The organism is Serratia sp. CY33802, assembly GCF_052169095.1.
Classification (GTDB): Bacteria; Pseudomonadota; Gammaproteobacteria; order Enterobacterales; family Enterobacteriaceae; genus Serratia; species Serratia bockelmannii.
On the sequence record NZ_JBJNLL010000002.1, the window covers coordinates 1190195 to 1215019 of the forward strand.

The 24825-nt window shown below is 58.9% G+C and carries 25 protein-coding genes, 1 other RNA gene and 1 other annotated feature; of the genes, 11 read left to right on the plus strand and 15 right to left on the minus strand.

Annotated features, from left to right (window positions below):
- Positions 1-40: 40 nt before the first annotated feature.
- The 6 genes from htpG to ACJ8HA_RS12345 all read right to left on the minus strand — a co-directional run bounded on the left by htpG (position 41) and on the right by ACJ8HA_RS12345 (position 6163).
- The gene (gene htpG / locus ACJ8HA_RS12320; RefSeq protein ID WP_038628970.1) at positions 41-1906 is read right to left on the minus strand and encodes a molecular chaperone HtpG; all 1866 of its coding nucleotides are present in this window, start codon (positions 1904-1906) and stop codon (positions 41-43) included.
- Positions 1907-2050: 144 nt separating this feature from the next.
- Entirely contained in the window at positions 2051-2656 is a 606-nt protein-coding gene (recR, locus tag ACJ8HA_RS12325; RefSeq protein ID WP_025301791.1) for a recombination mediator RecR, read from the minus strand.
- A complete protein-coding gene (locus ACJ8HA_RS12330) occupies positions 2656-2985 on the minus strand; it encodes a YbaB/EbfC family nucleoid-associated protein (protein ID WP_025301790.1) in 330 nt (109 codons plus the stop codon). The genes recR and ACJ8HA_RS12330 overlap by 1 nt, the downstream gene beginning before the upstream one ends.
- Before the next feature lie 41 nt (positions 2986-3026).
- Positions 3027-4985 carry a DNA polymerase III subunit gamma/tau gene (dnaX, locus tag ACJ8HA_RS12335; protein ID WP_127146258.1) on the minus strand — a complete coding sequence of 653 codons (1959 nt, stop codon included), beginning with the start codon at positions 4983-4985 and terminating at the stop codon, positions 3027-3029.
- Positions 3630-3694 (minus strand) — a sequence feature (DnaX frameshifting element). It overlaps the preceding gene by 65 nt.
- 92 nt (positions 4986-5077) lie before the next feature.
- Positions 5078-5629 carry an adenine phosphoribosyltransferase gene (apt, locus tag ACJ8HA_RS12340; RefSeq protein ID WP_019454166.1) on the minus strand — a complete coding sequence of 184 codons (552 nt, stop codon included), beginning with the start codon at positions 5627-5629 and terminating at the stop codon, positions 5078-5080.
- Between the two features lie 153 nt (positions 5630-5782).
- Positions 5783-6163 carry a DUF454 family protein gene (locus tag ACJ8HA_RS12345; protein WP_043135674.1) on the minus strand — a complete coding sequence of 127 codons (381 nt, stop codon included), beginning with the start codon at positions 6161-6163 and terminating at the stop codon, positions 5783-5785.
- A gap of 134 nt (positions 6164-6297) precedes the next feature.
- Between ACJ8HA_RS12345 and priC the strand changes: the two genes are divergently transcribed.
- Both priC and rsmS read left to right on the plus strand, forming a co-directional pair.
- Positions 6298-6834, plus strand: a complete 537-nt coding sequence (gene priC / locus ACJ8HA_RS12350; protein WP_025301787.1) for a primosomal replication protein PriC — start codon at positions 6298-6300, stop codon at positions 6832-6834.
- Between the two features lie 106 nt (positions 6835-6940).
- The gene (gene rsmS / locus ACJ8HA_RS12355) at positions 6941-7120 is read left to right on the plus strand and encodes a pleiotropic regulatory protein RsmS (protein WP_016928837.1); all 180 of its coding nucleotides are present in this window, start codon (positions 6941-6943) and stop codon (positions 7118-7120) included.
- A gap of 40 nt (positions 7121-7160) precedes the next feature.
- Here the strand turns inward: rsmS and mscK are convergent, their stop codons facing one another.
- The 3 genes from mscK to acrR all read right to left on the minus strand — a co-directional run bounded on the left by mscK (position 7161) and on the right by acrR (position 11684).
- The gene (mscK, locus tag ACJ8HA_RS12360) at positions 7161-10544 is read right to left on the minus strand and encodes a mechanosensitive channel MscK (RefSeq protein ID WP_442515355.1); all 3384 of its coding nucleotides are present in this window, start codon (positions 10542-10544) and stop codon (positions 7161-7163) included.
- A 100-nt stretch (positions 10545-10644) separates the two neighbouring features.
- Positions 10645-10998, minus strand: coding sequence for a DsrE/DsrF/TusD sulfur relay family protein (locus ACJ8HA_RS12365; protein WP_004940282.1), 354 nt, complete (start codon positions 10996-10998; stop codon positions 10645-10647).
- A gap of 11 nt (positions 10999-11009) precedes the next feature.
- A complete protein-coding gene (acrR, locus tag ACJ8HA_RS12370) occupies positions 11010-11684 on the minus strand; it encodes a multidrug efflux transporter transcriptional repressor AcrR (RefSeq protein WP_025301785.1) in 675 nt (224 codons plus the stop codon).
- A gap of 142 nt (positions 11685-11826) precedes the next feature.
- Here acrR and sdeX point away from each other — a divergent pair, with 142 nt between their 5' ends.
- From sdeX to ykgO, 4 genes are all read left to right on the plus strand, one after another.
- Positions 11827-13014: a multidrug efflux RND transporter periplasmic adaptor subunit SdeX gene (gene sdeX / locus ACJ8HA_RS12375; RefSeq protein WP_025301784.1), complete on the plus strand. Its 1188-nt coding sequence runs from the start codon at positions 11827-11829 to the stop codon at positions 13012-13014.
- Between the two features lie 17 nt (positions 13015-13031).
- Positions 13032-16178: a multidrug efflux RND transporter permease subunit SdeY gene (gene sdeY / locus ACJ8HA_RS12380; protein WP_025301783.1), complete on the plus strand. Its 3147-nt coding sequence runs from the start codon at positions 13032-13034 to the stop codon at positions 16176-16178.
- Positions 16179-16364: 186 nt separating this feature from the next.
- Positions 16365-16619 (plus strand): type B 50S ribosomal protein L31, encoded by a 255-nt coding sequence (locus ACJ8HA_RS12385; RefSeq protein WP_004940303.1) that lies wholly within the window; start codon positions 16365-16367, stop codon positions 16617-16619.
- 12 nt (positions 16620-16631) lie between these two features.
- On the plus strand, positions 16632-16772 hold the full coding sequence (gene ykgO, locus ACJ8HA_RS12390) for a type B 50S ribosomal protein L36 (protein WP_004940304.1): 141 nt from the start codon (positions 16632-16634) through the stop codon (positions 16770-16772).
- A 108-nt stretch (positions 16773-16880) separates the two neighbouring features.
- Here ykgO and ACJ8HA_RS12395 read toward each other — a convergent pair whose 3' ends face one another.
- The 3 genes from ACJ8HA_RS12395 to ACJ8HA_RS12405 are packed head-to-tail and all read right to left on the minus strand — an operon-like array spanning position 16881 to position 19352.
- A complete protein-coding gene (locus ACJ8HA_RS12395; protein WP_025301782.1) occupies positions 16881-17759 on the minus strand; it encodes a metal ABC transporter substrate-binding protein in 879 nt (292 codons plus the stop codon).
- A gap of 25 nt (positions 17760-17784) precedes the next feature.
- Positions 17785-18642, minus strand: a complete 858-nt coding sequence (locus ACJ8HA_RS12400) for a metal ABC transporter permease (protein WP_043135664.1) — start codon at positions 18640-18642, stop codon at positions 17785-17787.
- Entirely contained in the window at positions 18639-19352 is a 714-nt protein-coding gene (locus ACJ8HA_RS12405) for a metal ABC transporter ATP-binding protein (protein WP_060447642.1), read from the minus strand. Before ACJ8HA_RS12405 ends, ACJ8HA_RS12400 begins: the two co-directional genes overlap by 4 nt.
- Before the next feature lie 408 nt (positions 19353-19760).
- On the opposite strand from ACJ8HA_RS12405, the gene ACJ8HA_RS12410 reads away from it, so the two are divergent.
- From ACJ8HA_RS12410 to ACJ8HA_RS12420, 3 genes are all read left to right on the plus strand, one after another.
- Positions 19761-20114, plus strand: a complete 354-nt coding sequence (locus ACJ8HA_RS12410; RefSeq protein ID WP_025301779.1) for a hypothetical protein — start codon at positions 19761-19763, stop codon at positions 20112-20114.
- A 158-nt stretch (positions 20115-20272) separates the two neighbouring features.
- Positions 20273-20641, plus strand: a complete 369-nt coding sequence (tomB, locus tag ACJ8HA_RS12415; protein WP_004940312.1) for an Hha toxicity modulator TomB — start codon at positions 20273-20275, stop codon at positions 20639-20641.
- A gap of 50 nt (positions 20642-20691) precedes the next feature.
- Positions 20692-20895, plus strand: a complete 204-nt coding sequence (locus tag ACJ8HA_RS12420; RefSeq protein ID WP_004940313.1) for an HHA domain-containing protein — start codon at positions 20692-20694, stop codon at positions 20893-20895.
- 330 nt (positions 20896-21225) lie between these two features.
- Here ACJ8HA_RS12420 and ffs read toward each other — a convergent pair.
- Positions 21226-21322: signal recognition particle sRNA small type (gene ffs, locus ACJ8HA_RS12425), an RNA gene on the minus strand.
- Between the two features lie 156 nt (positions 21323-21478).
- On the opposite strand from ffs, the gene ACJ8HA_RS12430 reads away from it, so the two are divergent.
- A complete protein-coding gene (locus ACJ8HA_RS12430; protein WP_342093690.1) occupies positions 21479-21793 on the plus strand; it encodes an MGMT family protein in 315 nt (104 codons plus the stop codon).
- 64 nt (positions 21794-21857) lie between these two features.
- Here ACJ8HA_RS12430 and ACJ8HA_RS12435 read toward each other — a convergent pair whose 3' ends face one another.
- Positions 21858-22349 carry a YbaY family lipoprotein gene (locus ACJ8HA_RS12435; RefSeq protein ID WP_025301777.1) on the minus strand — a complete coding sequence of 164 codons (492 nt, stop codon included), beginning with the start codon at positions 22347-22349 and terminating at the stop codon, positions 21858-21860.
- Between the two features lie 231 nt (positions 22350-22580).
- Between ACJ8HA_RS12435 and tesB the strand changes: the two genes are divergently transcribed.
- On the plus strand, positions 22581-23444 hold the full coding sequence (tesB, locus tag ACJ8HA_RS12440) for an acyl-CoA thioesterase II (protein WP_016928847.1): 864 nt from the start codon (positions 22581-22583) through the stop codon (positions 23442-23444).
- Between the two features lie 90 nt (positions 23445-23534).
- Here the strand turns inward: tesB and amtB are convergent, their stop codons facing one another.
- The gene (amtB, locus tag ACJ8HA_RS12445; RefSeq protein WP_144334749.1) at positions 23535-24821 is read right to left on the minus strand and encodes an ammonium transporter AmtB; all 1287 of its coding nucleotides are present in this window, start codon (positions 24819-24821) and stop codon (positions 23535-23537) included.
- Positions 24822-24825: the final 4 nt, after the last annotated feature.

Sequence of the window (24825 nt, forward strand, 5' to 3'; positions counted from 1 at the left end):
CGCCCCTAACGGTGTCGTTAAGGGCGCATATCTTCAGCTTTTAAGCGGACAGCAACTTATTCATGCGACGGATGAACAAGTTCGGATCCTCCAGCGTGCCGCGTTCTGCCAGCAGCGCCTGATCCAATAACAGGTCGATCCATTCGGCGAAATGTTCGTTATCGCCCACGTCGGATGCTCGTTTGACCAGCGCATGCTCGGGATTAAGCTCGAAAATGTACTTCACTTCCGGCGCCTGCTGACCGGCGGCGGCGAACAGCTTGGCCATCTGGGTGCTCATTTCGTCGGCGTCGGTCACCACGATCGCCGGCGTATCGGTCAGGCGGTGCGTCAGGCGTACATCCTTCACACGCTCGCCCAGCAGGGTTTTCACACGTTCGATGAACGGTTCCAACTGCTTCTCGGCCGCCTTCTGCTCTTCGGTTTCATCCGCCAGTTTATCCAGCGTTTCATCCGCTTTGCTGACCGACTGGAACGGCTTGCCGTCGAACTCGGTCAGGTAGCTCATCATCCACTCGTCGATGCGATCGGACAACAGCAACACTTCGATGCCTTTCTTGCGGAACAGCTCCAGATGCGGGCTGCTCTTGGCGGCGGCGTAGCTGTCGGCGGTGATGTAGTAAATCTTTTCCTGCCCTTCCGCCATGCGGCCGACGTACTCTTCCAGCGACACGGTCTGCGCCGAGCTGTCGCCGTGGGTGGTCGCGAAGCGCAGCAGTTTGGCGATCGCTTCCTGGTTGCCGTTGTCTTCCGCCGGGCCTTCTTTCAGCACCAGACCGAACTGCTGCCAGAATTTCTGGTAGCCTTCGGCGTCGTCTTTGGCCAGCTTATCCAGCATCTGCAGCACACGCTTGGTCAGCGCACCGCGCAGGTTCTGCGTCACACGGCTGTCTTGCAGGATCTCGCGCGACACGTTCAGCGGCAGATCGTTGGAATCGATCAGGCCGCGCACGAAGCGCAGGTAGTTCGGCATGAACTGCTCGGCGTCGTCCATGATGAACACGCGCTGCACGTACAGCTTCAGGCCGTGTTTGTGATCGCGGTTCCACATGTCCCACGGCGCCTGCGCCGGGATATACAGCAGGCTGGTGTACTCCTGCTTGCCTTCCACCCGGTTATGGCTCCAGCTCAGCGGATCGGTGAAGTCATGGGCGATGTGCTTGTAGAACTCTTTGTACTCTTCGTCGGTGACGTCAGCCTTGCTGCGGGTCCACAGGGCCTGCGCCTTGTTGATCTTCTCCCAGGTGACGGTGCCGTCTTCTTCGTTCTTGCTTTCGATCTCTACCGGCAGGGCGATGTGATCGGAATATTTGCCGATCACCGAGCGCAAGCGCCAGGCGTCGAGGTACTCATCTTCGCCTTCGCGCAGATGCAGGGTGATTTCGGTGCCGCGGGTCTCTTTGGTGATGTCGGCGATGGTGTAGTCGCCTTCACCGGCGGACTCCCAGAACACGCCTTCGTCATCGGCGGCGCCGGCAGCGCGGGTGCGCACGGTCACTTTGTCCGCCACGATGAACGCCGAGTAGAAACCGACACCGAACTGGCCGATCAGCTGGCTGTCTTTCGCCTGATCTGAACCGATGGATTCCAGGAACGCTTTGGTGCCCGATTTGGCGATGGTGCCGAGGTTTTCGATCACTTCTTCGCGGCGCATGCCGATACCGTTGTCGGCGATGGTCAGGGTGCGCTGCTCTTTATCGAAGGACAAGCGCACGCGCAGCTCGCCGTCGCCGGCATACAGCTCTGGCGCGGACAGGGCGCGGAAGCGCAGCTTGTCGGCGGCGTCAGAGGCGTTGGAAATCAGCTCGCGCAGGAAAATTTCTTTGTTGGAGTACAGCGAATGGATCATCAAATGAAGCAGCTGTTTTACTTCAGACTGGAACCCGCGGGTTTCTTGACCTTTCATACTCATTGATTACCTCAAAAGACAATGGCTACCAAAATCGAACAATGAGTATCAGATGAGGGTCAGGGTCTTGTTTTTCAAGCGGACGGCGGGAAATTTTTGGCAAAAAAACGACGGGGCCGAGTGGCCCCGTCCGGGAAAACATCAGAACTTGATGGCGTGACGCCCGGCCAGCGAATGCGACAGCGTGGTGCCATCGACCATCTCCAGCTCGCCGCCCACCGGTACGCCGTGGGCGATGCGGCTGGCGAGCACGCCATACTGGCCGCACATCTCGGCGATGTAGTTGGCAGTCGCTTCCCCTTCCACCGTCGGGTTGGTGGCGAGGATCACTTCGGTGATGCTTTCCTTTTCCAGCCGTTGCTCCAGGCGATCGAGACCGATATCCCCCGGCCCGATGCCATCTAGCGGCGACAGATGGCCCATCAGCACAAAGTAGCGCCCGGCGAACTGGCCGGTCTGCTCGATGGCGTGAATATCCGCCGGGCTTTCCACCACACAAATCTGGCCGTTTTGCTGACGGCGCGGATTGGCGCAGATGGTGCAGATGTCCTGCTCGGTGAAGGTGCGGCAGTCGGCGCAGTGGCCGATTTCCGACATCGCGCGCGTCAACGCCTGCGCCAGGCGCATGCCGCCGCTGCGATCGCGCTGCAGCAATTGAAACGCCATGCGCTGCGCCGATTTCGGGCCGACGCCCGGCAGGCAGCGCAGCGCCTCCATCAGGGATTCAAGGAGCGGGCTGGTTTGCATCAGAACGGCATCTTGAAGCCAGGCGGCAACTGCATGCCGCTGGAAACGGAGGCCATTTTCTCTTTCTGAGTCTCTTCGATGCGGCGCGCGGCGTCGTTAAACGCGGCGGCGATCAGATCTTCCAGCATGTCTTTGTCATCTTCCATCAGGCTAGGATCGATCTCCACGCGGCGGCAGTTGTGTGCGCCGTTGATGGTGACTTTCACCAGGCCTGCGCCAGACTCGCCGGTCACTTCCAATTTGGCGACTTCTTCCTGCATCTGCTGCATTTTTTCTTGCATTTGCTGGGCTTGCTTCATCAGGTTGCCCAGACCGCCTTTACCAAACATAGTCGTCTCTCGTCGCTAGGGCCGCGCACCTCGCGCGGCGTTTAAAGGGGGCGGATACTCTCTTCATCCAGATCCGCGTCGAAGAACCGGCACAGCGTCTGGATATGGGTATCCGCAACGATGGACTGGCGCGCCTGCGCCAGCTTTTCTTCATAGATGGCTTGTCGCCACTCCAGCGGGGTGCGCTCCGCCGGATTATCGTCCTCCACCACGGTCAGCTCAACCGGGCTGCCGTACAGCTCGCCGAGCGCTTCGGCCAGCGTCTTCTGCGCCGAAGGCGAATTCAGATGGCGCTGCGAAGACCGCAGATGGAGGTTAATCTTGCCCGCTTCCGGCTGCTGCTTGAAGGCGTTCAACGCCAGCTGCTGCACCAGTTTCGGGATCTTGAGCTTATCGATTTCCGCCGCCCAGGCGTCGCGCTCCAGCGATTCCACCACCAGCTTGGCGGCCAGCTCCGGCGTTTTCTCGTGCTCCAACGCCGTGCGCAGCGCTTTCGGCGTCGCCAACGGTTCCGGCGCCGCTTCCGGCTCGGTCTGCGCGCGCCAGCGATAGGCTTCCGGCTTCGCCGGTTTTTCCGGCACCTTCTTCTCCGCCAGGCGCTGCTGGCTACGCTCGGTCACGGAAGCCAAACGCCCCAGCGCCGAGTTTGCCGGCCGCGCTATTCCTGGCGCCGCCGGCTCATTCTTTTTTGGTGTGGATGCTCCCTGCTGCCGTTGCAGCTGGGACCGCGCTTTCAACAGCTGGGCGGTGGCATCCGGTAAAGGGGTCGATGATTGTCGCTGCGGCGCGGCCGGCTGCCCTAGCGGGGGCGGCACGTCCTGAAACTGCGGCGGCTGTGGCGATGTGGCCTGCTGCGGTTGCGCCATCGGCGCCGGCGCGGTCTGCACCAACGCCACCGGCTCCGGGATCACCGCTTTCGGGTGAAACGCCAGCGCACGCAGTAGAGTCATCTCAACCCCCATGCGACGATCCGGCGCATAGGCCAGCTCTTTGCGGCCCACCAACAGCGTTTGGTAATAGAGTTGCACATCGGCCGGCGGCAGAGTGCGCGCCAGCTCACGCAGCCGTTGTTCCACGGCGGCGTAGTGGTTGTCGAGCATCGAAGGCAGCAGTTGCACCATCGCAATGCGGTGCAGCAACGCCAGCGTCTCCACCAGCAGGTTTTCCCAGTCCACGCCGCGCGAAGCGGCCTGCGCGACCTGCGCCATCACCTTTTCGCCGTCGGCGCTGACCAGCGCTTCGAGGATCGCCAGCGGCTGCTCGTCATCGAGCGTGCCGAGCATCTGGCTGACGGTGGCGGCGGTCACCTGCCCCTGCCCCATGGCGATCGCCTGATCGGTCAGGCTCAGCGCATCGCGCATGCTGCCGTCGGCGGCGCGCGCCAGCAGTTGCAGCGCGCGGGCGTCGCTGGTGATCTGCTCCGCCGTCAGCACCGTTTCCAGCTGCTGACGGATCTGATCGACGTCCAGCGCTTTAAGGTGAAACTGCAGGCAGCGGGAAAGAATGGTCACCGGCAATTTTTGCGGATCGGTGGTGGCCAACAGGAATTTCACGTGCGATGGCGGCTCTTCCAGCGTCTTCAGCAACGCGTTGAAGCTGTGGCGCGAGAGCATGTGCACTTCATCGATCAGGTAGACCTTGAAGCGGCCGCGCGCCGGCGCGTACTGAACGTTGTCCAGCAGATCGCGGGTATCTTCCACCTTGGTTCGGGAAGCGGCGTCGATCTCGATCAGATCGACGAAACGCCCCTGTTCGATCTCACGGCAGTTGTCGCATTGGCCGCACGGCGTGGCGGTGATGCCGGTTTCACAGTTCAGGCCTTTAGCCAGCAGGCGCGCGATGGTGGTTTTCCCCACGCCGCGGGTGCCCGAGAACAGATAGGCGTGATGGATCCGCCCCAGCGAGAGGCCGTTGGCCAGCGCGGTCAGGACATGTTCCTGGCCGACCACGTCTGCGAACGTTTGAGGGCGCCACTTACGGGCGAGAACCTGATAGCTCATTAATACCGGAGAAGTCGAGTAATCTGGAGGGTCATGCTAACACAGCCCCGCGGCGATCCGCGAGGCCGTTGTGCCCAAGGGGCGATGCCGCATCAATGGCCGGCGAAGTCCACCAGGCAGTAGCAGTCGATACCCAGCTTGTTCAGACGCGCTTCCCCGCCCAGATCCGGCAGGTTGATGATGAACGCGGCGTCTTTCACTTCACCGCCCAGACGGCGGATCAGTTTGGTGGTTGCTTCGATGGTGCCGCCGGTCGCCAGCAGATCGTCCACCACCAGCACTTTGTCACCCGCGGTGATGGCGTCGGTGTGGATCTCCAGCTTGTCGGTGCCGTACTCCAGCTCATAGCTTTCGCTGAGCGTGGCACGCGGCAGTTTGCCCGGTTTGCGCACCGGCACGAAACCGACGCCCAGCGCCAGCGCGACGGGCGCGCCGAACAGGAAACCACGCGCTTCGGTACCCACCACCTTGGTCACGCCCGCTTCGCGATAGCGCTCAACCAGCAGCTCGATGCTGGCGGCGTAGGCCAACGGGTTTTCCAGCAGGCTGGTCACGTCGCGGAACAGGATGCCCGGCTTCGGATAATCCGGGATGGTTTTGATACTGTCTTTAATAAACTGAAGCTGCTGCGCAGTAGCGGTCATAATTGTTGCCTGATAAAGCTGCCTGAAAACCGGCGCGCCGCTCACCCGCCGCCTCTGGGTGAAACACACCGGAGAAGGAATAGCAGGCGATCCGCGCACGAAAACGCCCAAATCTATGCAAACTGGCGGACAAATGCAACCAGCGGCGCACAATCAGCGCTGTTTTTGTTGCGACAGGTCAATAACCGGCAGGCGCAGCATAAAGGTCAGCAAAATAGCCAACATCAGCAGCAACAGACCGCGCACCCACCAGATTTTCACCAGCCACAGCGAACAGGCGAAGGTCAGCACGATCACTAGCACCGCCTTCCACTTCGCTCCCGGCGGCAGCGCGCGATGCTGCTGCCAGTGGCGCAGATAAGGGCCAAACCAGGAACGGTACAGCAGCCAGTGATGAAAGCGCGGCGAAGAGCGGGCGAAGCACCAGGCAGCCAACAGCAGGAACGGCGTGGTCGGCAACAGCGGCAGCACCACGCCCAACGTCGCCAGCACCACCGCCAGCCAGCCCAAAATGATCAATAACCCTCGCTTCATGCGGCTCTTCGCTCCTCAATCGGTTGCGGCTTACTGTAGCATCGGCGCCGCGCCGGCGGAATATGCATGCGGCGCTTGTTTCAGGGCGGCATCGCGGGCAAGCTTACGCCTGTTGAAATCAAGAGGGAGCTTATGTGAGCACTCAGCGTCTATTACAGGTGTTGGCGCAGCAGATCGCGGCGCTGGCGGCCGAAGTCACTCCGCGCGGCGACGCCCCGATCCCGCAGGCGCGCTTCGACGCCGCCCTGTTCGCCAACCGCGGCACGCGGCTGCGCGACTACCTGGCCGAGGTGGAGAAAAACTTCGCCCAGCTGCAAAACGCCGCTAACGACAGCCGCGCCAGCCAGGTGGCCTTTCTGGCCGAAAAACTGGTTGCCCAAATCTCTGCCCTGCAGCGCGAGCTGGCAACCCAGGCGCTACGGCGCAAGAATCAGCCGAAGGAAGCCCCCGAGGCCGATCTGTACCACAAGCTGGCCGAGCACCAGGATTACGAACGCCGGCTGATCGCCATGATTCAGGATCGGGAAAGCCTGCTGGGGCGCCAGACCACACTGGCGGCGCAGCAAAAGCTGCAGCACGAGCTGGCGGCGCTGGAGGGGAGACTGATGCGCTGCCGTCAGGCGCTGGCGCGCATCGAGCGCAATATCGAGCGCAAAGAAAACGGTTTTTGAAGATTTATCACAATATTTTAATGATTATTCCCGGTTGCGCGCCGGGTTCACTATACTCTGCCGAGACACGAGTTTTTCATCCCATTAATTAATAAGCGCAGGTGCTATGTCTCTGGAAAATGCCTCACCCGAACTGCAGCTGGCGGTAGACTTGATTTACCTGCTGGAATGCAACGAGATCGATCCGGCTACCGCGTTGGCAGCACTGGATATCGTCAAACGGGATTATCAGGAAAAGCTGCAGCGCGCCGGCGTCACCTCTCCCTATTTGCCTGCCGGACAGTAATCAGGGACAGCCCGCTGTCCCTTCCATCTTTCAACGCACATCAGCCCGCCGTCTGGCCGCCTTCATCCGGCGAGAGCGTTCTTTTCACTTCCTGCACTTCATTGCCCTGCTGGTTATGCAGATACACCTCCAGCTGATTGAAGGCGATGTCGATGCCGTTTTCCCGGCACAAGCGGTCGATTGAGCGGTTCAGTTCGTCCACCGTGTAGCTGCGATCGCGCAGTTCCCGTACATAGAGCCGCAGTTCGTGATCCAGCGTGCTGGCCCCGAAGTTGAGGAAGAACACCTGCGGTTCGGGATCGGTCATCACCCGCGGGTTGTCGTGCGCCGCCTGCAGCAACACCTTTTTCACCTTGTCGAGATCGGAACCGTAGGCCACGCCCACCTTGATCAGCACGCGGGTGATGGTGTCGGACAGTGACCAGTTGATCAGCCGCTCGGTGACGAACGCCTTGTTCGGAATGATCACCTCTTTACGGTCGAAGTCGGTAATGGTGGTGGCACGAATGCGGATCTTGCTGACCGAACCGGAGAAGGTGCCGATGGTGATGGTATCGCCGATGCGGATCGGGCGTTCGAACAGAATGATCAGGCCGGAGACGAAGTTGGCGAAGATCTCCTGCAGGCCAAAGCCAAGCCCGACCGTCAGACCGGCGGCCAGCCATTGCAGTTTGTCCCAGGATACGCCCAGCGATCCCAGCGCAACCACGGCGCCCACGGCGGTGATCAGGTAAGTGAGCACGGTGGTGATGGCATAAGACGCCCCCTGCCGCAGCTGCAGCCGCGACAGCACCACCACCTCCAGCAGGCCGGGCAAGTTGCGGGTGAGCACATAAGCGACGATCACCGCGGCGATCGCCACCATCATGTTACCCAGCGTCACCGCCTGCGACACGCTGCTGCCCGCCACGGTGCTGGTGTAATGCCACAGCGTGATGCTGTCCAGGTAAGCGATGACCGTCACCAGATCCGACCAAATGGCGTAGAAGGCGCTGGCGAAGATGGCGAACAGCACCAGGGTGGTCAGGCGCAGCGACTGCTGGTTGATCTGATCGAGCGCTAGCGGCGGCTCTTCCACCACCGCTTCGCCGCCTTCGGCCCCCTCTTTCACCACGTTTTGCCGCCGCGCCAGCGCGCGCCGGTAGGCCAAACGCCGCGCCGCCACGCTCAGGCCGCGCAGGGCAGTCAGATACACGATATTCCACAGGAAGAACAGATACAGGCTGTCTATCCAGCGGCTGGCCAGCCGCAGCGTGGTATAGAAGTAACCGGCGAACATCAGCCCCAGCAGGATCAGCGGTGTGGCGGCAAGCGCAGTGACCATCACCAGCCGCACGGCGTGCGACCCCTTTTCACGCCAGCTGTCGCGGCACAGCGGGAACACCAGCACCGCAAGCAGCGCCAGCGTCAACATCACCACGATCTGGCCGATGACGTCTTCCACCAGACGCAGCGGCGCTTTCTCGCCCAATACCGACCAGAAGATCAGCGGCTGCAGCGCCAGCCCCAGCCGCAGCGTCTGGCGGCGGTAATGCGCGCACAGGTTAGCGCCGAAGTTGAAATGCCGCTCGGCGATGCCGCCCGGTTTCAGCATGCGATAGCTGAAGCCGAACACCAGCCACGACAACGCCAGCTGCTGCGACAACGCCCAAATAAAGTCGCTGATACCCAAATCCGCGCGATACATCCAGAAACCGACGCCGAGCAGCAGCGCGGCGCCAGGCAACACCTTCAGCAAGGTCAGCGCGATGGCCTTCGGCGTGTGCAGCTGGCCGTCGCGCTTCAGTTGCCCCACGTCGTTGGCCAGCTTTTGCAAATGACTGTCGATCAACCGGTAGCGCCAGCGCAATACCCCGATCGCCAACAGCAACGGGATCAGGAACACCAGCGCATTCAAGCCGCCCTGCAATAGCTTGCCACCGTCGAATTTGATATCGAGCCCGGCGAGCTGATCGCGCACCGCCTCCGGCATTGCCTTCAGCCACGCCAGATCGACCGGCTTGTTGCTGTTGACCCAGAAAATCTGCTGGGTCAGCGTATCCTGCAGCGAGCCGTAGACGCTGGTGAGCTGCTGTTGGTTGATCTGCAGGTTGATCGACAGCGACAGCTGGTTGCTGAGCTGCTTGTTCAACTGATCCAGCAGTTCGCGGCGCATGTCGACGATCTCGTTCAGTGCGTCGATCACTTCCGGGCCGGCCTTTTCCTTGCTTTCGGCCACCAGCTGGTTGATGTAATCCTCACCCTTGAACAGATCGTCGCGTTGCTGATTGATATCGAACTGCTCCAGCCGCAGATCGGCGATGCGCGTGTCTATATCAGCCAGCAGCGTGCCCTGCGGCAGGCTCTGCTGCTGCTGATACAGAATGCGTGACAGCACCAGGCTGCCCTTCAGCACCTGGATCTGCTCTTTCAGGTTACGTTCCGCCTGCAGACCGCGATCGAGCCAGTTTTTGACCCGAATATTCTGCTGGAACAGGGTGTTGCTCTCTTCAGTGGCGGCAATCAGCTGTTGGCTCAACTGTCGGTTGACGTCCAGCTGCTTGCTGACCAGCTGATCGTGCTGGATATCGGTGGCGTCTTCCGGGTTCTGCGCCTCTTTGGCGGTTTTTTCAGACAGCGTCAGGCGCTTGCTGTTGACGAGCTCCTGCAGCAGCTGCACCGACCGATCCAGCGCATCGATATGCGCCGTGGTGTAATCACGCTGTTTTTGCAGCAGATCTTGTAGCGTGGTGTTGGCTTCCAGGCTCTTGCGCTGCAGCTCCAACTGCGCGTTGAGCAGCGCCTGTTCGGTGGCCAGCATGACCTGCTGGCTATTGCGCAGCGAATCTTGCCCCGGCGTCTGGCCGCTGAGCTGGCTGCGGATCTCCTGCAGGCGCTGCGAAGCGGCGTACATGGTGCTCTGCACCCGTTCAGGCTGGGTTTGCAGCGACACCAGTTGGCTGTTGTAGGTCGAGAGGCTCTCCTGCGCGCTTTGCAGCTCGTCGAGCGTTTGATACAGCCGGCTTTCCAGCTGGCGCAGCGACAGCGGCAACAGCGCGGCGCGCGCGGCCGCGTTGTCCGTCGGCTGCTTCAGCGCATCCAGTTCGGCGGTGACCTGATTGAGCTTCGCCGGCGCCTGCTGCACCTGCTGTTTAAGCTGTGCGACGTCTTGCCGGTTGCGCTCGATGGCATCCAGCAGTTCCAGCGTGCGGGTCAAATCCTGCTGGGAGAGCTTTTCGACCGGCGTCAGGGCTTTTTGTTTGTTCAGCGTTTCCAGCTGGCTTTGCACTTCGCTGCGCTGCGGCAGATCGCCGTTCAGCGCCGCCTGTGCCGGCAAGCAACACGCAAAAATCAGGAAAAGGAGTGTCACGGCGGCGATGCGCCGCCGGCATGCGCCGACAAACGTGAGCGGCGTCAGAGAAGGCAGAGTCAACCAGCGATGCATGATTTGGCTTCGGATCGGTAAAGAAGCCTGAAGATTATCACGACCGCCGGCGGGCAACGAACAACAAAAACGTTGCCGGTGATGTCTCGTTGTCGCGAAATCAGAAAGTCAGCACTTTCTCCGCCGCCAGCGTCCACTGCGCCAGCTCGACCAAGGTGCCGATCGCCACGCCGTCCGCCAGCGGCAAGCGGCTGACGCCGCGCGCGTCGGCGCAGGTCTTGCACAGCTTGACCGGCACCTGCTGCGCGGTGAGGATCTCCAGCATCTGCTGCAGATGGTACCCTTCGTGCGGCTGCTGTCCGGCCAGCCCGGCCACCACCGCGTCGGACATCAGAAACAGCCGCAGGTCGAGGCTGCTCTGCTGCTCTTTCATGGCGATGGCCAACCGCAGCGCATTGAACAAGGATTCATGGCCATAGGCGGCGCCATTGGCAATAAGAACAACTGATGACATGAAATCTCTCCTTATAAAGGAAGGCGGTCGGCGTCAGGCGTCACCGCGTCGGGTTTGAGGCGCAAGGTGGGGCAAAACTGCAGCATCTCCAAAAACGCGTCCACCAGCGCTTCGGCTTCGGCCCGCAGATCGAAACTTTCCGGCATAAACAGCCAGTTTTCCATCAGGCCGGTGATATAACCGCGCAGGATGATCGCCGCACGGCGGGTATGTAAATCGGCGGGCAATTGCCCGTGGTGAATGCAGTTATACAGCACCGCTTCGATGCGTTCATAGCCGGCGAGGTACAGCACCTTGCGCGAATCCAGCAGCGGCATCATTTCACCGACAAACTCGCATTTGTGGAATATAATTTCCATCAACGCCCGCCTACGGCCGTCTTCAACCGTAGACGTCAGAATGTAAATCAGAATTTCTCGGATAACCCGCAGTGGATTATCGGGAAACTTTGCCTGATACTCTGTTTCGAGCTGGTCAATTTTCGGCTCGGTAGATTCCCAAACTTCATTAAACAGGTCTACCTTATTCTTGAAGTGCCAGTAGATGGCTCCACGCGTAACCCCGGCAGCGGTGGCAATATCTGTCAGTGACGTTGCAGCAACGCCACGTTCAGAGAACTCTCTCACCGCAGCATCAAGGATTTGCTGTCGGGTTTCTTGCGCCTGCTGTTTGGTTTTTCGTGCCATGGCATTGTTATTTAGGGGGAGTGTGATTTACATACATTCGCGAATGTATGTACCATAGCACGCACATATAATTAACGCAGCAATGGGTTTTAAAGCTTGTGATCCATTGATCATTTTGAAATCGGACACTTGAGGTTTTTCTATGAACAAAAACAGAGGGTTAACGCCTCTGGCGGCCGTTCTGATGCTTTCAGGCAGCTTAGTGCTAACAGGATGTAACGATAAAGAAACCCAACAGCAAGGCGCCCAACAACAGGCGCCTGAAGTGGGCGTAGTCACCTTGAAGGCTGAGCCTCTCAACATTACTACCGATCTTCCTGGCCGCACCGCTGCGTATCGTATCGCCGAAGTTCGCCCTCAGGTCAGCGGCATCATCCTGAAGCGCAACTTCGTTGAAGGCAGCGATATCAAGGCCGGGACGTCTCTGTACCAAATCGATCCCGCAACCTATCAAGCCAGCTACGACAGCGCGAAAGGCGATTTGGCCAAAGCACAGGCCAGCGCTTCCATCGCACGCGTGACGGTAAACCGCTACAAGCCATTGCTGGGCACGAGCTACATCAGTAAACAGGACTACGACAACGCCGTCTCCACGCTGCAGCAGGCGGACGCCGCCGTCGTGGCCGCCAAGGCCGCCGTGGAAACCGCGCGCATCAACCTGGCGTACACCAAGGTGACCTCTCCGATCTCCGGCCGCATCGGCAAGTCCGCCGTGACCGAAGGCGCTCTGGTCAGCAACGGCCAGGCAACCGCACTGTCTACCGTGCAGCAGCTGGATCCGATGTATGTCGACGTCACCCAGTCAAGCACTGATTTCCTGCGCCTGAAGCAAGAGCTGGCCAGCGGCGCGCTGAAGCAGGAAAACGGCAAGGCAAAAGTGAAACTGATGCTGGAAAACGGCACCGAATACGCGCAGGAAGGCACGCTGGAGTTCTCTGACGTCACCGTCGATGAAACCACTGGCTCCATCACCATTCGCGCCCTGTTCCCTAACCCGAACGATACGCTGTTGCCGGGCATGTTCGTACGCGCCCGTCTGGACGAAGGCGTGCGCAGCGATGCGCTGCTGGTGCCTCAGCAAGGCGTTACCCGCAACCCGCGCGGCGACGCGACGGCGTTGGTGGTAGGGGCAGACGACAAAGTTGAGCTGCGCACGCTGAAGGCCGACCAGGCAATCGGCGACAAATGGCTGGTTACCGATGGCCTGAAATCCGGCGATCGCGTGATCGTCTCCGGCCTGATGAAAGTGCATCCGGGCGCGCAGGTAAAAGTGCAGGAAGTTGACACTCAGGCGCAAAAACAGCCGCAGTCTGAAGCGCAGAAGTCATAAAAAGGAGCCTGTAATACATGGCTAAGTTCTTTATAGATCGCCCGATTTTCGCCTGGGTAATCGCCATCATCGTCATGTTGGCGGGGGTGCTTGCAATAATGAAACTGCCAATCGCGCAGTATCCCACTATTGCACCGCCGGCGGTGAGTATTTCCGCCAACTACCCGGGCGCAGATGCCAAAACGGTGCAGGATACCGTCACGCAGATTATCGAACAGAACATGAACGGTATCGATAACCTGATGTACATGTCCTCCACCAGTGATTCCTCTGGTAGCGTCACCATTACCCTGACGTTTGATTCCGGCACCGATCCTGACATCGCGCAGGTTCAGGTTCAGAACAAACTGTCGTTGGCCACCCCGTTGCTGCCGCAAGAAGTTCAGCAACAGGGCCTGAAAGTAGAAAAATCCAGCAGCAGCTTCCTGATGGTGGCCGGCTTCGTTTCCGACGATCCGAACATGACTCAGGACGATATTGCGGACTACGTGGCGTCCAACATCAAGGACCCGATCAGCCGTTCGTCCGGCGTGGGTGAAGTGCAGCTGTTCGGTGCCCAGTACGCGATGCGTATTTGGCTGGATCCGAACAAGCTGAACAACTTCCAGCTGACGACCACGGACGTGACCTCCGCCATCACCGAGCAGAACAACCAGATCGCCGCAGGCCAGCTGGGCGGCCTGCCGCCGGTGCCGGGGCAGCAGTTGAACGCCTCGATCATCGCGCAGACCCGTCTGACTTCGCCGGAAGAGTTCGGCAAGATCCTGCTGAAAGTGAATACCGACGGTTCTCAGGTACGCCTGCGCGACGTCGCTCATATCGAGCGCGGCGCGGAAAGCTATGCCGTTACCGCTCGCTACAACGGCAAGCCTGCCGCCGGCCTGGGTATCAAACTGGCGACCGGCGCCAACGCCTTGAACACTGCCAAAGGTGTGAAAGACGAGCTGGCCAAGATGGCGCCCTTCTTCCCGCAAGGGATGAAAGTGGTTTATCCGTACGACACCACCCCGTTCGTTAAAATCTCCATCAACGAAGTGGTGAAAACGCTGATCGAAGCCATCATCCTGGTCTTCCTGGTGATGTATCTGTTCCTGCAGAACTTCCGCGCGACGCTGATCCCAACCATCGCGGTGCCGGTAGTACTGCTGGGGACCTTTGCGATCCTCGCCGCGTTCGGCTTCTCGATAAACACCCTGACGATGTTCGGCATGGTGTTGGCGATCGGCCTGCTGGTGGATGACGCCATCGTGGTGGTGGAAAACGTCGAGCGCGTCATGTCCGAAGAGGGGCTGCCGCCGAAAGAAGCTACCCGTAAATCGATGGGCCAGATCCAGGGCGCGCTGGTGGGTATCGCCATGGTGCTGTCGGCGGTATTCGTGCCGATGGCGTTCTTCGGCGGTTCAACCGGCGCCATCTATCGCCAGTTCTCGATCACCATCGTGTCCGCGATGGCGCTGTCGGTGCTGGTGGCCTTGATCCTGACGCCGGCGCTGTGCGCCACCCTACTCAAACCGATCCCGAAAGGCGATCACGGGGTTAAAACAGGCTTCTTCGGCTGGTTTAACCGCATGTTCGAGAAGAGCACGCATCACTATACCGACAGCGTGGGCAACATCCTGCGCAGCACCGGCCGCTATCTGATCATCTACCTGTTGATCGTGGTTGGCATGGGCCTGCTGTTCCTGCGCCTGCCTTCCTCGTTCCTGCCGGACGAAGATCAGGGCATCCTGTTGACCATGGTGCAGTTGCCTGCCGGTGCCACCGAGTCCCGTACCAACAAAGTGCTGGAAGAAGTCTCCGACTACTTCCTGAACAAGGAAAAGGACAACGTGGTTTCGGTGTTTACCGTCGCGGGCTTCGGCTTCAACGGTAACGGCCAGAACAACGGCCTGGCATTCGTCAGCCTGAAAGACTGGGGTGAGCGTCCAGGGGCCGGGAACAAGGTCGAGGCGATCGCGGGCCGTGCCATGGGTGCCTTCTCGCAGATTAAAGAAGGCCTGGTGTTCCCGTTCAACCTGCCGGCGATCATCGAACTCGGTACCGCAACCGGCTTCGACTTCGAGTTGATTGACCAGGGTGGCCTGGGGCACGAAAAACTGACCGAAGCGCGTAACCAGCTGTTGGGCATGGTTGCTCAGCATCCGGACGTGCTGGTGGGTGTGCGCCCGAACGGCCTGGAAGATACGCCGCAGTTCAAACTGATCGTCGATCAGGAGAAAGCCAAGGCGCTGGGCGTCAGCATCACTACCATCAACAGCACGCTGAGCACCGCCCTGGGTGGTTCGTACGTCAACGACTTCATCGACCGCGGTCGTGTGAAGAAGGTGTATGTACAGGCCGACGCGCCGTTCCGTATGCTGCCGGAAGACATCAACAAGTGGTACGTGCGCGGTACCAGCGGCCAGATGGTGCCATTCTCCGCCTTCTCTTCGGCGAAGTGGGAATACGGCTCACCGCGTCTGGAACGCTATAACGGCCTGCCGTCGATGGAAATTCTGGGCCAGGCCGCACCGGGCAAGAGTACCGGTGAAGCGATGAACCTGATGGAACAGCTGGCATCCAAACTGCCAAGTGGCATCGGTTACGACTGGACCGGTATGTCCTATCAGGAACGTCTGTCGGGCAACCAGGCGCCGGCGCTGTACGCCATCTCGATTCTGGTGGTGTTCCTGTGTCTGGCAGCGCTGTATGAAAGCTGGTCCGTGCCGTTCTCGGTCATGCTGGTATTGCCGCTGGGGGTTATCGGTGCGTTGCTGGCCGCGACGATGCGCGGCATGAACAACGACGTGTACTTCCAGGTGGGGCTGCTGACCACCATCGGTCTATCGGCGAAGAACGCCATCCTGATCGTTGAGTTCGCCAAGGATCTGATGGAGAAAGAAGGCAAAGGTCTGATCGAAGCGACGTTGGAAGCGGTGCGTATGCGTTTGCGTCCAATCCTCATGACGTCCCTGGCCTTCATCCTCGGGGTTCTGCCGCTGGTTATCAGCAGCGGCGCAGGCTCCGGCGCACAGAACGCGGTAGGTACCGGCGTAATGGGCGGGATGATCACTGCCACCGTCTTGGCGATCTTCTTCGTGCCGGTGTTCTTCGTGGTGGTTCGCCGCCGCTTCAGCAAGAAGAACGAGGACCTGGAACACAGCCATCCGGTAGAGCACCACTGATCGCTCAGTGATGTGAGCTCCACCCGATAACCGAAAAGGCCGCGCATGCGGCCTTTTTCTTTTGCTTCAGTTGCTTAATGCAAACCGTTCTCATTAATTCACTTTTGTGTGCAATTTGCGCTTGATCGCGATGCCAGGTCGGCGCATAATTATTGTTATAGTATAACATTACACGAGAGGGCCATTATGAAACCCGGCATCCACCCCGATTACCGCACCGTGGTGTTCCACGACGTCAGCGCCAATGCCTACTTCAAAGTGGGATCGACCATCAAAACCGATCGCACCATCGAACTGGACGGCGAAAGCTGGCCGTATGTCACCCTTGACGTCTCTTCTGCTTCGCATCCGTATTACACCGGCAAGCAGAAAGACTATTCCAAAGAAGGCAGCACGGCGCGCTTCCAGCAGCGCTTTGGCCGCTTTATCGGCAATAAGTAACAAGGAAATCCCATGCAGGTATTGAGTTCATTGCGTTCGGCGAAAAACCGCCACCCGGATTGCAAAGTCGTGCGTCGTCGTGGCCGCATCTATGTGATCTGTAAAAGCAATCCGCGATTCAAAGCGGTACAGGGACGTAAGAAAAAGCGTTAACTCCAAAGTGTCATCTGTCGCAAAGCCCCGTTGCTGCTCAACGGGGCTTTTTTTTTACGGCGAGAAAGTACCTGCAAGCCGTCCCCCGCCGGCAGGCGGGGGCGGAGATTACTTCATGCTGCTCAGCAGCGCGTCGACATTGTGCTTGAACGCCTGCTCATAGGTGGCCGCCGGGCCGCCCGCGCGGGAGAGCGCTTCAGGGTACAGCTCGCCGCCCGCCTTGGCGCCGGTGGCGGCGGCGATCTGTTTCACCAACCGCGGATCGGTCTGATTTTCGATAAAGTAAGCGTTGACCTTTTCCTGTTTGATTTGCTTGATCAGATTGGCCACGTCGCTGGCGCTGGCTTCGGCCTCGGTGGAAAACCCGACCGGGGCAAGGAAGGTGACGCCGTACTCTTGCCCAAAGTAGCCAAACGCATCATGGCTGGTCAGCACCTTACGTTTCTGTGGCGGCACTGCGGCGAACTGGGTTTTGGCCCACTGGTCCAGTTTTTGCAACTGCTGAATGTATTCGGCTCCGCGCTGGCGAAAATAGTTGGCATCCTCGGGATCGGCGGCAATCAGGGCGTTCATCACGTTAGTGGCGTACTGTACGCCGTTTTTCATGCTGTTCCAGGCGTGAGGATCGGTAATCGGTTTGCCGTCCTCTTCCATCTGGCGGGTACTGATCCCCTGTGAAGCGGTGATCACCTGCCCTTTATAACCCGAAGCGCTGACCAAGCGATCGATCCACCCTTCCAGCCCCAGACCGCTGACGAACACCACATCAGCCTGAGCCAGCTTCTTGCCGTCCTGCGGCGAAGGCTCGAAGCTGTGCGGATCGCCATCCGGCCCCACCAGCGTGCTGACCTTGACGTGATCGCCGCCCACCTCTTTGACGATATCACCCAGAATGGAAAAGCTGGCGACGGCGTCGACGGTCTTCGCCATCGCCCATGGGCTGGCCAGCAGAGCAGCAACCGCCAGCGATATAGGTAAACGTTTCATACTTTCTCCTTGCAAATGGCACTTCTCAACGGCGCGCGAAGGCGCAAATGCCTCCGCGCGTTCCAAACAGGATCGAGACGAAAAAGATGACGCTGGCGCTGAGCACGATCGCCGGGCCGGCAGGCAACGACGCGTAATAGGACCACACCAGCCCAATCACGCTGGACAGCGCGCCGATGCCCATCGCCGTCGCCAGCGTCTGCGGCAGATTGCGCGCCCAGAAGCGCGCGCTGGCGGCGGGCAGCATCATCAGCCCCACCGACATCAGGGTGCCGAGGATCTGGAATCCTGCCACCAGATTGACCACAACCAGCGCCAGAAATAGGCCGTGGATCAGTGCCAACCGGCGCGGGGCGTTGACGCGCAGAAAAGTCACGTCGAAGGATTCGATCACTAACGCGCGGTACAGCGCCGCCAATGCCAGCAGCGAAACCGAGGCGATCGCACCGACCATCAGCATGGCCTGCGCATCCACCGCCAAAATCGAACCGAACAGCACGTGCAGCAGATCCACGCTGGAACCGCGCAGCGAGACCAGCGTGACCCCCAGCGCCAGTGACCCCAGATAGAACCCGGCGAAGCTGGCATCTTCTTTTAACGGCGTGCGGCGGCTCACCAGGCCGGACAGCATCGCCACCGCCAACCCGGCGATAAAACCGCCCACCCCCATCGCCACCAGCGACATGCCGGAGATCAGATAACCGATCGCCGCGCCCGGCAACACCGCGTGGGACAATGCGTCCCCGACCAGGCTCATGCGGCGCAGCAGCAGAAACACACCCAGCGGGGCGGCGCTGAGCGACAACGCCAGACAGGCCATGAGCGCGCGGCGCATAAAACCGAAAGAGAGGAAAGGATCGATAAGCCCATGCAACAACATCATGGCGCCACCGCCCGCAGATCCGGCTGCCGTTCGGCGGCGTGATACCTCGGCACCTGTTCCAGCACCCGCTTGGCCGCGCCCCAGTGGCAAGCCTGCGGCGTCAGCAACAGTACCTGTGAAAAATGCTCGGCGACCATCGACATATCGTGCAGCACGGCGATCACCGTTTTCCCCTGCCGGTGCAGTTGCGCAATCACCTGCAGCAAAATTTGCGTGGTGGCGCTGTCGATACCGGTGAAAGGTTCATCCAGCAAAATCAGCGGCGCCTGTTGGACCAGCAGGCGCGCAAACAACACCCTCTGCAGCTGGCCGCCGGACAGTTCACCCACCGGAGTGTGCGCCAGCGCGCTCATGCCAACGCTCGCCAACGCCTCGTTGACCTGGCTCGCCGCACGCTTGCTCATGCCGCCGAACATGCCACTTTGCGGCCAACAGCCCATCGCCACCAGATCGCTTACCGCAATCGGGAATTGCCGATCCAGCTCCGCCTGTTGCGGTAGATAAGCTCTGCGCGGCGGCTTTCCGCCGATAAAACTCAGGCTGCCGCCCAGCGGCGGCAACAATCCGGCGAAGGTTTTCAGCAGCGTCGACTTACCTGCCCCGTTGACGCCCACCACCGCGGTGAGCGATCCGGCGGTAAACTGCCCGCTCAGCGGCGGGAAAAGCGGCGTGGCGCCATAGCCTATCGCCAGCTGACGCAAGGTAATCATGGCAGCGACACCGCCCAGAAGATGCCGAGCCACAGCAGGGCCAGCAGCATAACGGCACCTGCGCAACGCGCGGCAGCAGAGGTGGTGAACAACGAATTCAGTGACGGCGTGGCGTCATGTTGCGAAGTGGGAGTCAATGTCGTAGCCAAAAATGATGGGTTTATAGTTATAATATAACATCACATACACTGTCGCATCTCAAGCTATGGCGCGACAATAATGCAACGGAACGTAACAATCTCTCGCGCAGCGGCACTTTCCCCCCAAGCCTCCTTATCAAATCCAGGGATATTCCCATTCGGTTGAAATGTTGGCGTAAGGTAAAGAACAGCGGTAAATCGAAAAATTTACCGACGAGGGAGGAAAAGGAGTAAGATAAGCAGATAACATTGCTGTTGGCCGAGATTAATGCTTGTTACCCTTGCCTGTAACCTGGATGTCAACGCACTTTCTGTTAACAAATTAAAGAAAGTGATTAATGACAATATAGCGGAGTTAGTGCCGGCGCTGACCAGCGGACTCAGTTTTTATTCTGAAAGCGCACGCTATGCCGAAGATTCATTAGAAATACTTGATATAGTGCAACAGGGTGGTAGCGATTATTCAATGAGTTATCGTTATAAGTGGGGCATTTTTAATGCCTGCCTGGATATCAACAGCGAAGACACTCTCAGCGATAGCGTCCGGTTCCGTGTGACAGAACGGGGTTTAATCTTCGACATCATTGATAACTCACGTCCATCTACAGCGGATGAATTGTAAGTTTACGTAATAACTACAGGCCAAACGCGAAAAAATGATTTATATTCACTTTACGGGAAGTTTATTTAAAGACCGTTAAGCTGCCTCCGTCCATGATGTAAATCAGCTTACTCACATAGTGTTATCACACCGCAATTAAGACTTACGGAGGGGATGATATGGATGAGTATTCGCCTAAGCGACACGACATTGCTCAGCTCAAATTCTTGTGCGAAAATTTGTATGATGAAGGTATCGCTACCCTGGGAGACAGTCATCATGGGTGGGTCAACGATCCGACGTCCTCCGTCAACCTGCAGCTTAATGAGTTGATCGAACATATCGCTTCGTTTGTGATGAGCTATAAAATTAAATACATGGACGAATCTGACCTGTCGGAGTTAGTCGAAGAATATCTCGATGATACCTATACGCTGTTCAGCAGTTACGGTATCAATGATTCCGACCTGCGCCGCTGGCAAAAAACCAAGGCGAGATTATTCAGAATGTTCTCAGGAGAGGACATCTGTACGACAATGAAAACTTAAGGGATAATTATTCCCGAGCTATTTTTACGGTTATTAAACTAAAGGCCACCATGACTAAAACCGACTATCTGATGCGTTTACGTAAATGCACCACGATTGATACTCTCGAACGTGTTATTGAGAAAAATAAGTACGAGCTTTCCGATGATGAACTGGAGCTGTTTTACTCAGCGGCCGATCACCGTCTGGCAGAGCTCACCATGAACAAACTGTATGACAAAATCCCCACCTCCGTTTGGAAATATGTCAGATAATCAGACCCCCAACGCGTTGAGCCGATGCTTTTATCGGCTTCAATGTTCAAGCTGAATACGTACTTTTCCTATTGACAGTAAAACTTCATTTGCACTCCCCCTTTCAATAATAATATTGCCTGGAAACCATTTTCTTTTTAAATCGAGACAGGTTACGCCATCGCCCCCTCATTATGCTTGCATCCAGAACCGCTAATTCATTATCCAAAAGAATTGAGGGCGGGAAGAAAAGAAATGCCTTGTCACTCTGCCTGATGACAGAAAGGGATAATCGATGAGTAGAAGAGAAACGGCAAAAGTGCGGATTGGCGAAGGCCAAATGGGTGGGGACCCTGCCAGCTACATCCCGGCACACACGTCACCTGCTGCGGCTGCTTCCTTCCGGACCTGACCGAGTTCACAAGTTAGTGTTGCGGGAGAACCAACAGGGCCCCCATTGACGGCTTCTGTACTCCGAAGCGGTGGGCATTATCGGCGATGCCCCGCCAAATAGCAAGCCAACCGGGGCTAACCGCTGTTTTCTTACCCACCTGCACTGTGGCACACTCTTCGCCTGGGTTTTGACTCGCGCAGGAACAGCAATATGCAACCAGAAGACGCCTCTTTCAGCCAGCGGGTATTCCACATCGTGGCCGCCATTCCTTACGGCAAAGTCACCACCTACGGCGAAGTCGCCCGGCTGGCCGGTTCACCGCGCGCCGCGCGCCAGGTTGGCGGCGTGCTGCGGCGTTTGCCGGAAGGCAGCGCGCTGCCCTGGCACCGGGTGATCAACCGGCACGGACAGATCTCGCAGCAGGGGGAGGATTTTCAACGGCAACAGCAGGCACTGCTGGCGGAAGGGATTATTTTCGGCCCGCACAGCACGGTCGATTTCGAGCGCTACGGCTGGCGCTGGTAAAACAAAACAGCCTTTGGCCGAAGCGCAAAGGCTGTTGATTTCATCTTGCTGTACCGCAGGAAATTTACTGCATGGCGGTTGGCGCAGCCTGAATCGGCACACCCTGAACCGGAACCAGCAGCAGATCGGCGCGGGTACCGTTGCGGTTAACCACTTCCTGGATAGTGTCGGTAATAAACATCAGTCGCCCGTTGACCGTCACCGCCGCGCTCAGAATGATACGCGCATTCGGTTGGATGTCGGACGGATTGTACGGTAGCGTAAAGTTGAATGGCGCCTGTTGCCCTTCAGTACGTATCGCGCGCTGTGCAATCACTTTGGACGGTGCATCCGCCAGCGAGGCGTCAGAGAGGGTGACCGTCAGTACGGCGTCCGGCGGCAGCGCAATACGCTGACGTATATTAACCGAACCTGTCACCGCCGGGCCTTGAATCTGCGTTTGCGCAGCCGCCGGATTACCGGCCGCCTGTGTAGGCACATCAGCACTCTTTTGCGCGCATCCTGCCAGCGTGATCGTCAGTGCCGCGGCACCGCCTACGATTTGCCAGAGTTTCATGGATCGGTCTCCTTTTTTATTATCAACATGTTGGTGGCTTTCACCACCGCACTTATTAAACCTAGCACAAAACACTGATAAATCCACTTTACCCCGCCTATTAATCACTTAAACAGCCCAAGGTGCCCACGATTAAGAGCATTCTCATCGGCCCTGTAATGCAAAATGTTGACGCCACGCCGTGATATTCCGCACACTGCGCAAAATGATTATTAGAAAGGTAACAATTTTATGAGCCAGGCATTGCAAAACCTCCTTGATCTGCTGGATCTGGAGAAAATCGAAGAAGGACTGTTCCGCGGCCAAAGCGAAGATCTGGGGCTGCGCCAGGTGTTCGGTGGACAGGTTGTCGGCCAAGCGCTCTACGCCGCCAAGCAGACGGTGCCGGACGAGCGCAGCGTGCACTCGTTCCACAGCTACTTCCTGCGCCCGGGCGACAGCAGCAAACCCATCGTTTACGACGTAGAAACCCTGCGCGACGGCAACAGCTTCAGCGCCCGTCGCGTCAGCGCTATTCAGCACGGCAAACCTATTTTCTATATGACCGCCTCTTTCCAAAGCCCGGAAACCGGTTTCGAGCACCAGAACCTGATGCCGGACGTGCCGCCTCCAGAAGGGCTGCTGTCCGAGTCAGAGATCGCCCAGAAGCTGGCGCATATGCTGCCGGAAAAAGTGCGCGAAAAATTTATCGGCCAGAAGCCGATCGAAATGCGCCCGGTGAAATTCCACAATCCGTTGAAAGGCAGCGTGGAAGAACCGCATCGCTACGTGTGGTTCCGTGCCAACGGCAGCATGCCGGACGATCAGCGCATCCACCAATATCTGCTGGGCTACGCGTCGGACTTTAACTTCCTGCCGACGGCGCTGCAGCCACACGGCGTCGGCTTCCTCGAGCCGGGCATGCAGGTGGCCACCATTGACCACTCAATGTGGTTCCACCGTCCGTTCCGTATGGATGACTGGTTGCTGTACGCGGTGGAGAGCTCCTCCGCCTCCGGCGCACGGGGCTTTGTGCGCGGCCAGATCTACACTCGCGACGGTGTACTGGTCGCCACCACCGTGCAGGAAGGGGTGATTCGCCAGCGCGACGCCTAATCCGCAATATAAAGTAAGGGGCGATGTTTCCATCGCCCCTTTTTGCTTCATCATTATTTTAGTCTTTCGCGCACTGCCCTGCTTCGAGTCTTATTGGTTGTAGGCGCTCTCGCCGTGGCTGTTGACATCCAGCCCTTCGCGCTCCTGCTCTTCCGGCACTCTCAGCCCCACCATCGCGCCCGCAATCTTGAAGGCGATAAAGGCGGCGATGCTTGACCACACCAGCGTAATCACGACGCTCAGCAGCTGGATCCACACCTGATGCCCCATCGTCACCCCTTCGGCATAGCCGGTGCCGCCGAGGGAAGAAGCGGTGAACACGCCGGTCAGCAGACAGCCGACGATGCCGCACACCCCGTGCACGCCGAACACGTCGCAGGTGTCGTCCACTTTCAGCCATTTCTTCAACGTCACGACGCCCCACAGGCCGGCGACACCGCCCACCAGGCCGATGATCAACGCGCCGCCCACGCCGACGGTGCCCGCCGCCGGCGTCACCGCAACCAGCCCGGCGATCATGCCGGAGCAGGCGCCCAGCAGCGAAGGCTTGCCGCGCAGCACCCACTCTGCGAAGGTCCAGGAGAGAATGGCGCCCGCGGTAGCCACCACCGTGTTGAGGAATGCCAGGGCCGCGATGCCGTTGGCCGCGCTGGCGGAACCGGCGTTGAAACCGAACCAGCCGATATACAGGATGGACGCCCCGGTAAACACCATCGGCAGGTTGTGCGGTTTGAACGCCTCTTTACCGAAGCCGGCGCGTTTGCCGAGCAGATAGGCGCCGATCAGCCCCGCGCTGGCGGCGTTGATGTGTACCACGGTGCCGCCGGCGAAGTCCAGCGCGCCGTCGGTGGCCAGATAGCCACCGCCCCACACCATGTGCGCGATCGGCAGGTAAGACAGGGTGAACCACAGGATCGCGAAGATCAGCACCGCCGAGAAGCGAATGCGTTCGGCGAAGCCCCCCACCACCAGCGCCACAGTAATGCAGGCGAAGGAGGCCTGGAAAGCGACGTGGATCATCTGGCTGATGCTGCCAGTGACGCTGTCGATGCCGATGCCTTTCAGCATCGCCGTCTCGAATCCGCCGAACACCGCATTGCCTTCGCTGAACGCCAGGCTGTAGCCATACAGCACCCACAGCACGCAGACCAGCGCGAAGGTGACGGTGACCTGCGTCAGCATCGACAGCACGTTTTTGCCGCGCAGCAGGCCGCCGTAAAACAGCGCGATGCCCGGCAGCGTCATGAACAGCACCAACGCGGTGCAGATCATCATAAAGGCGTTGTCGGCCTTATCGGCGACCGCCGGGGCGGCCAGGGCCAAAGAAGGAACCAGGGTTACCGAACTCAGGCCCAACATGGATAACAGTCTTTTCATTATC

Excerpts from the sequence above, each read along its gene's own strand:
- htpG (WP_038628970.1), bottom strand. The coding sequence starts at position 1,906 with ATGAAAGGTCAAGAAACCCGCGGGTTCCAGTCTGAAGTAAAACAGCTG.
- recR (WP_025301791.1), bottom strand. The coding sequence starts at position 2,656 with ATGCAAACCAGCCCGCTCCTTGAATCCCTGATGGAGGCGCTGCGCTGC.
- ACJ8HA_RS12330 (WP_025301790.1), bottom strand. The coding sequence starts at position 2,985 with ATGTTTGGTAAAGGCGGTCTGGGCAACCTGATGAAGCAAGCCCAGCAA.
- dnaX (WP_127146258.1), bottom strand. The coding sequence starts at position 4,985 with ATGAGCTATCAGGTTCTCGCCCGTAAGTGGCGCCCTCAAACGTTCGCA.
- apt (WP_019454166.1), bottom strand. The coding sequence starts at position 5,629 with ATGACCGCTACTGCGCAGCAGCTTCAGTTTATTAAAGACAGTATCAAA.
- ACJ8HA_RS12345 (WP_043135674.1), bottom strand. The coding sequence starts at position 6,163 with ATGAAGCGAGGGTTATTGATCATTTTGGGCTGGCTGGCGGTGGTGCTG.
- rsmS (WP_016928837.1), top strand. The coding sequence starts at position 6,941 with ATGTCTCTGGAAAATGCCTCACCCGAACTGCAGCTGGCGGTAGACTTG.
- mscK (WP_442515355.1), bottom strand. The coding sequence starts at position 10,544 with ATGCATCGCTGGTTGACTCTGCCTTCTCTGACGCCGCTCACGTTTGTC.
- ACJ8HA_RS12365 (WP_004940282.1), bottom strand. The coding sequence starts at position 10,998 with ATGTCATCAGTTGTTCTTATTGCCAATGGCGCCGCCTATGGCCATGAA.
- acrR (WP_025301785.1), bottom strand. The coding sequence starts at position 11,684 with ATGGCACGAAAAACCAAACAGCAGGCGCAAGAAACCCGACAGCAAATC.
- sdeX (WP_025301784.1), top strand. The coding sequence starts at position 11,827 with ATGAACAAAAACAGAGGGTTAACGCCTCTGGCGGCCGTTCTGATGCTT.
- sdeY (WP_025301783.1), top strand. The coding sequence starts at position 13,032 with ATGGCTAAGTTCTTTATAGATCGCCCGATTTTCGCCTGGGTAATCGCC.
- ACJ8HA_RS12385 (WP_004940303.1), top strand. The coding sequence starts at position 16,365 with ATGAAACCCGGCATCCACCCCGATTACCGCACCGTGGTGTTCCACGAC.
- ykgO (WP_004940304.1), top strand. The coding sequence starts at position 16,632 with ATGCAGGTATTGAGTTCATTGCGTTCGGCGAAAAACCGCCACCCGGAT.
- ACJ8HA_RS12395 (WP_025301782.1), bottom strand. The coding sequence starts at position 17,759 with ATGAAACGTTTACCTATATCGCTGGCGGTTGCTGCTCTGCTGGCCAGC.
- ACJ8HA_RS12400 (WP_043135664.1), bottom strand. The coding sequence starts at position 18,642 with ATGATGTTGTTGCATGGGCTTATCGATCCTTTCCTCTCTTTCGGTTTT.
- ACJ8HA_RS12405 (WP_060447642.1), bottom strand. The coding sequence starts at position 19,352 with ATGATTACCTTGCGTCAGCTGGCGATAGGCTATGGCGCCACGCCGCTT.
- ACJ8HA_RS12410 (WP_025301779.1), top strand. The coding sequence starts at position 19,761 with ATGCTTGTTACCCTTGCCTGTAACCTGGATGTCAACGCACTTTCTGTT.
- tomB (WP_004940312.1), top strand. The coding sequence starts at position 20,273 with ATGGATGAGTATTCGCCTAAGCGACACGACATTGCTCAGCTCAAATTC.
- ACJ8HA_RS12420 (WP_004940313.1), top strand. The coding sequence starts at position 20,692 with ATGACTAAAACCGACTATCTGATGCGTTTACGTAAATGCACCACGATT.
- ACJ8HA_RS12430 (WP_342093690.1), top strand. The coding sequence starts at position 21,479 with ATGCAACCAGAAGACGCCTCTTTCAGCCAGCGGGTATTCCACATCGTG.
- ACJ8HA_RS12435 (WP_025301777.1), bottom strand. The coding sequence starts at position 22,349 with ATGAAACTCTGGCAAATCGTAGGCGGTGCCGCGGCACTGACGATCACG.
- tesB (WP_016928847.1), top strand. The coding sequence starts at position 22,581 with ATGAGCCAGGCATTGCAAAACCTCCTTGATCTGCTGGATCTGGAGAAA.
- amtB (WP_144334749.1), bottom strand. The coding sequence starts at position 24,821 with ATGAAAAGACTGTTATCCATGTTGGGCCTGAGTTCGGTAACCCTGGTT.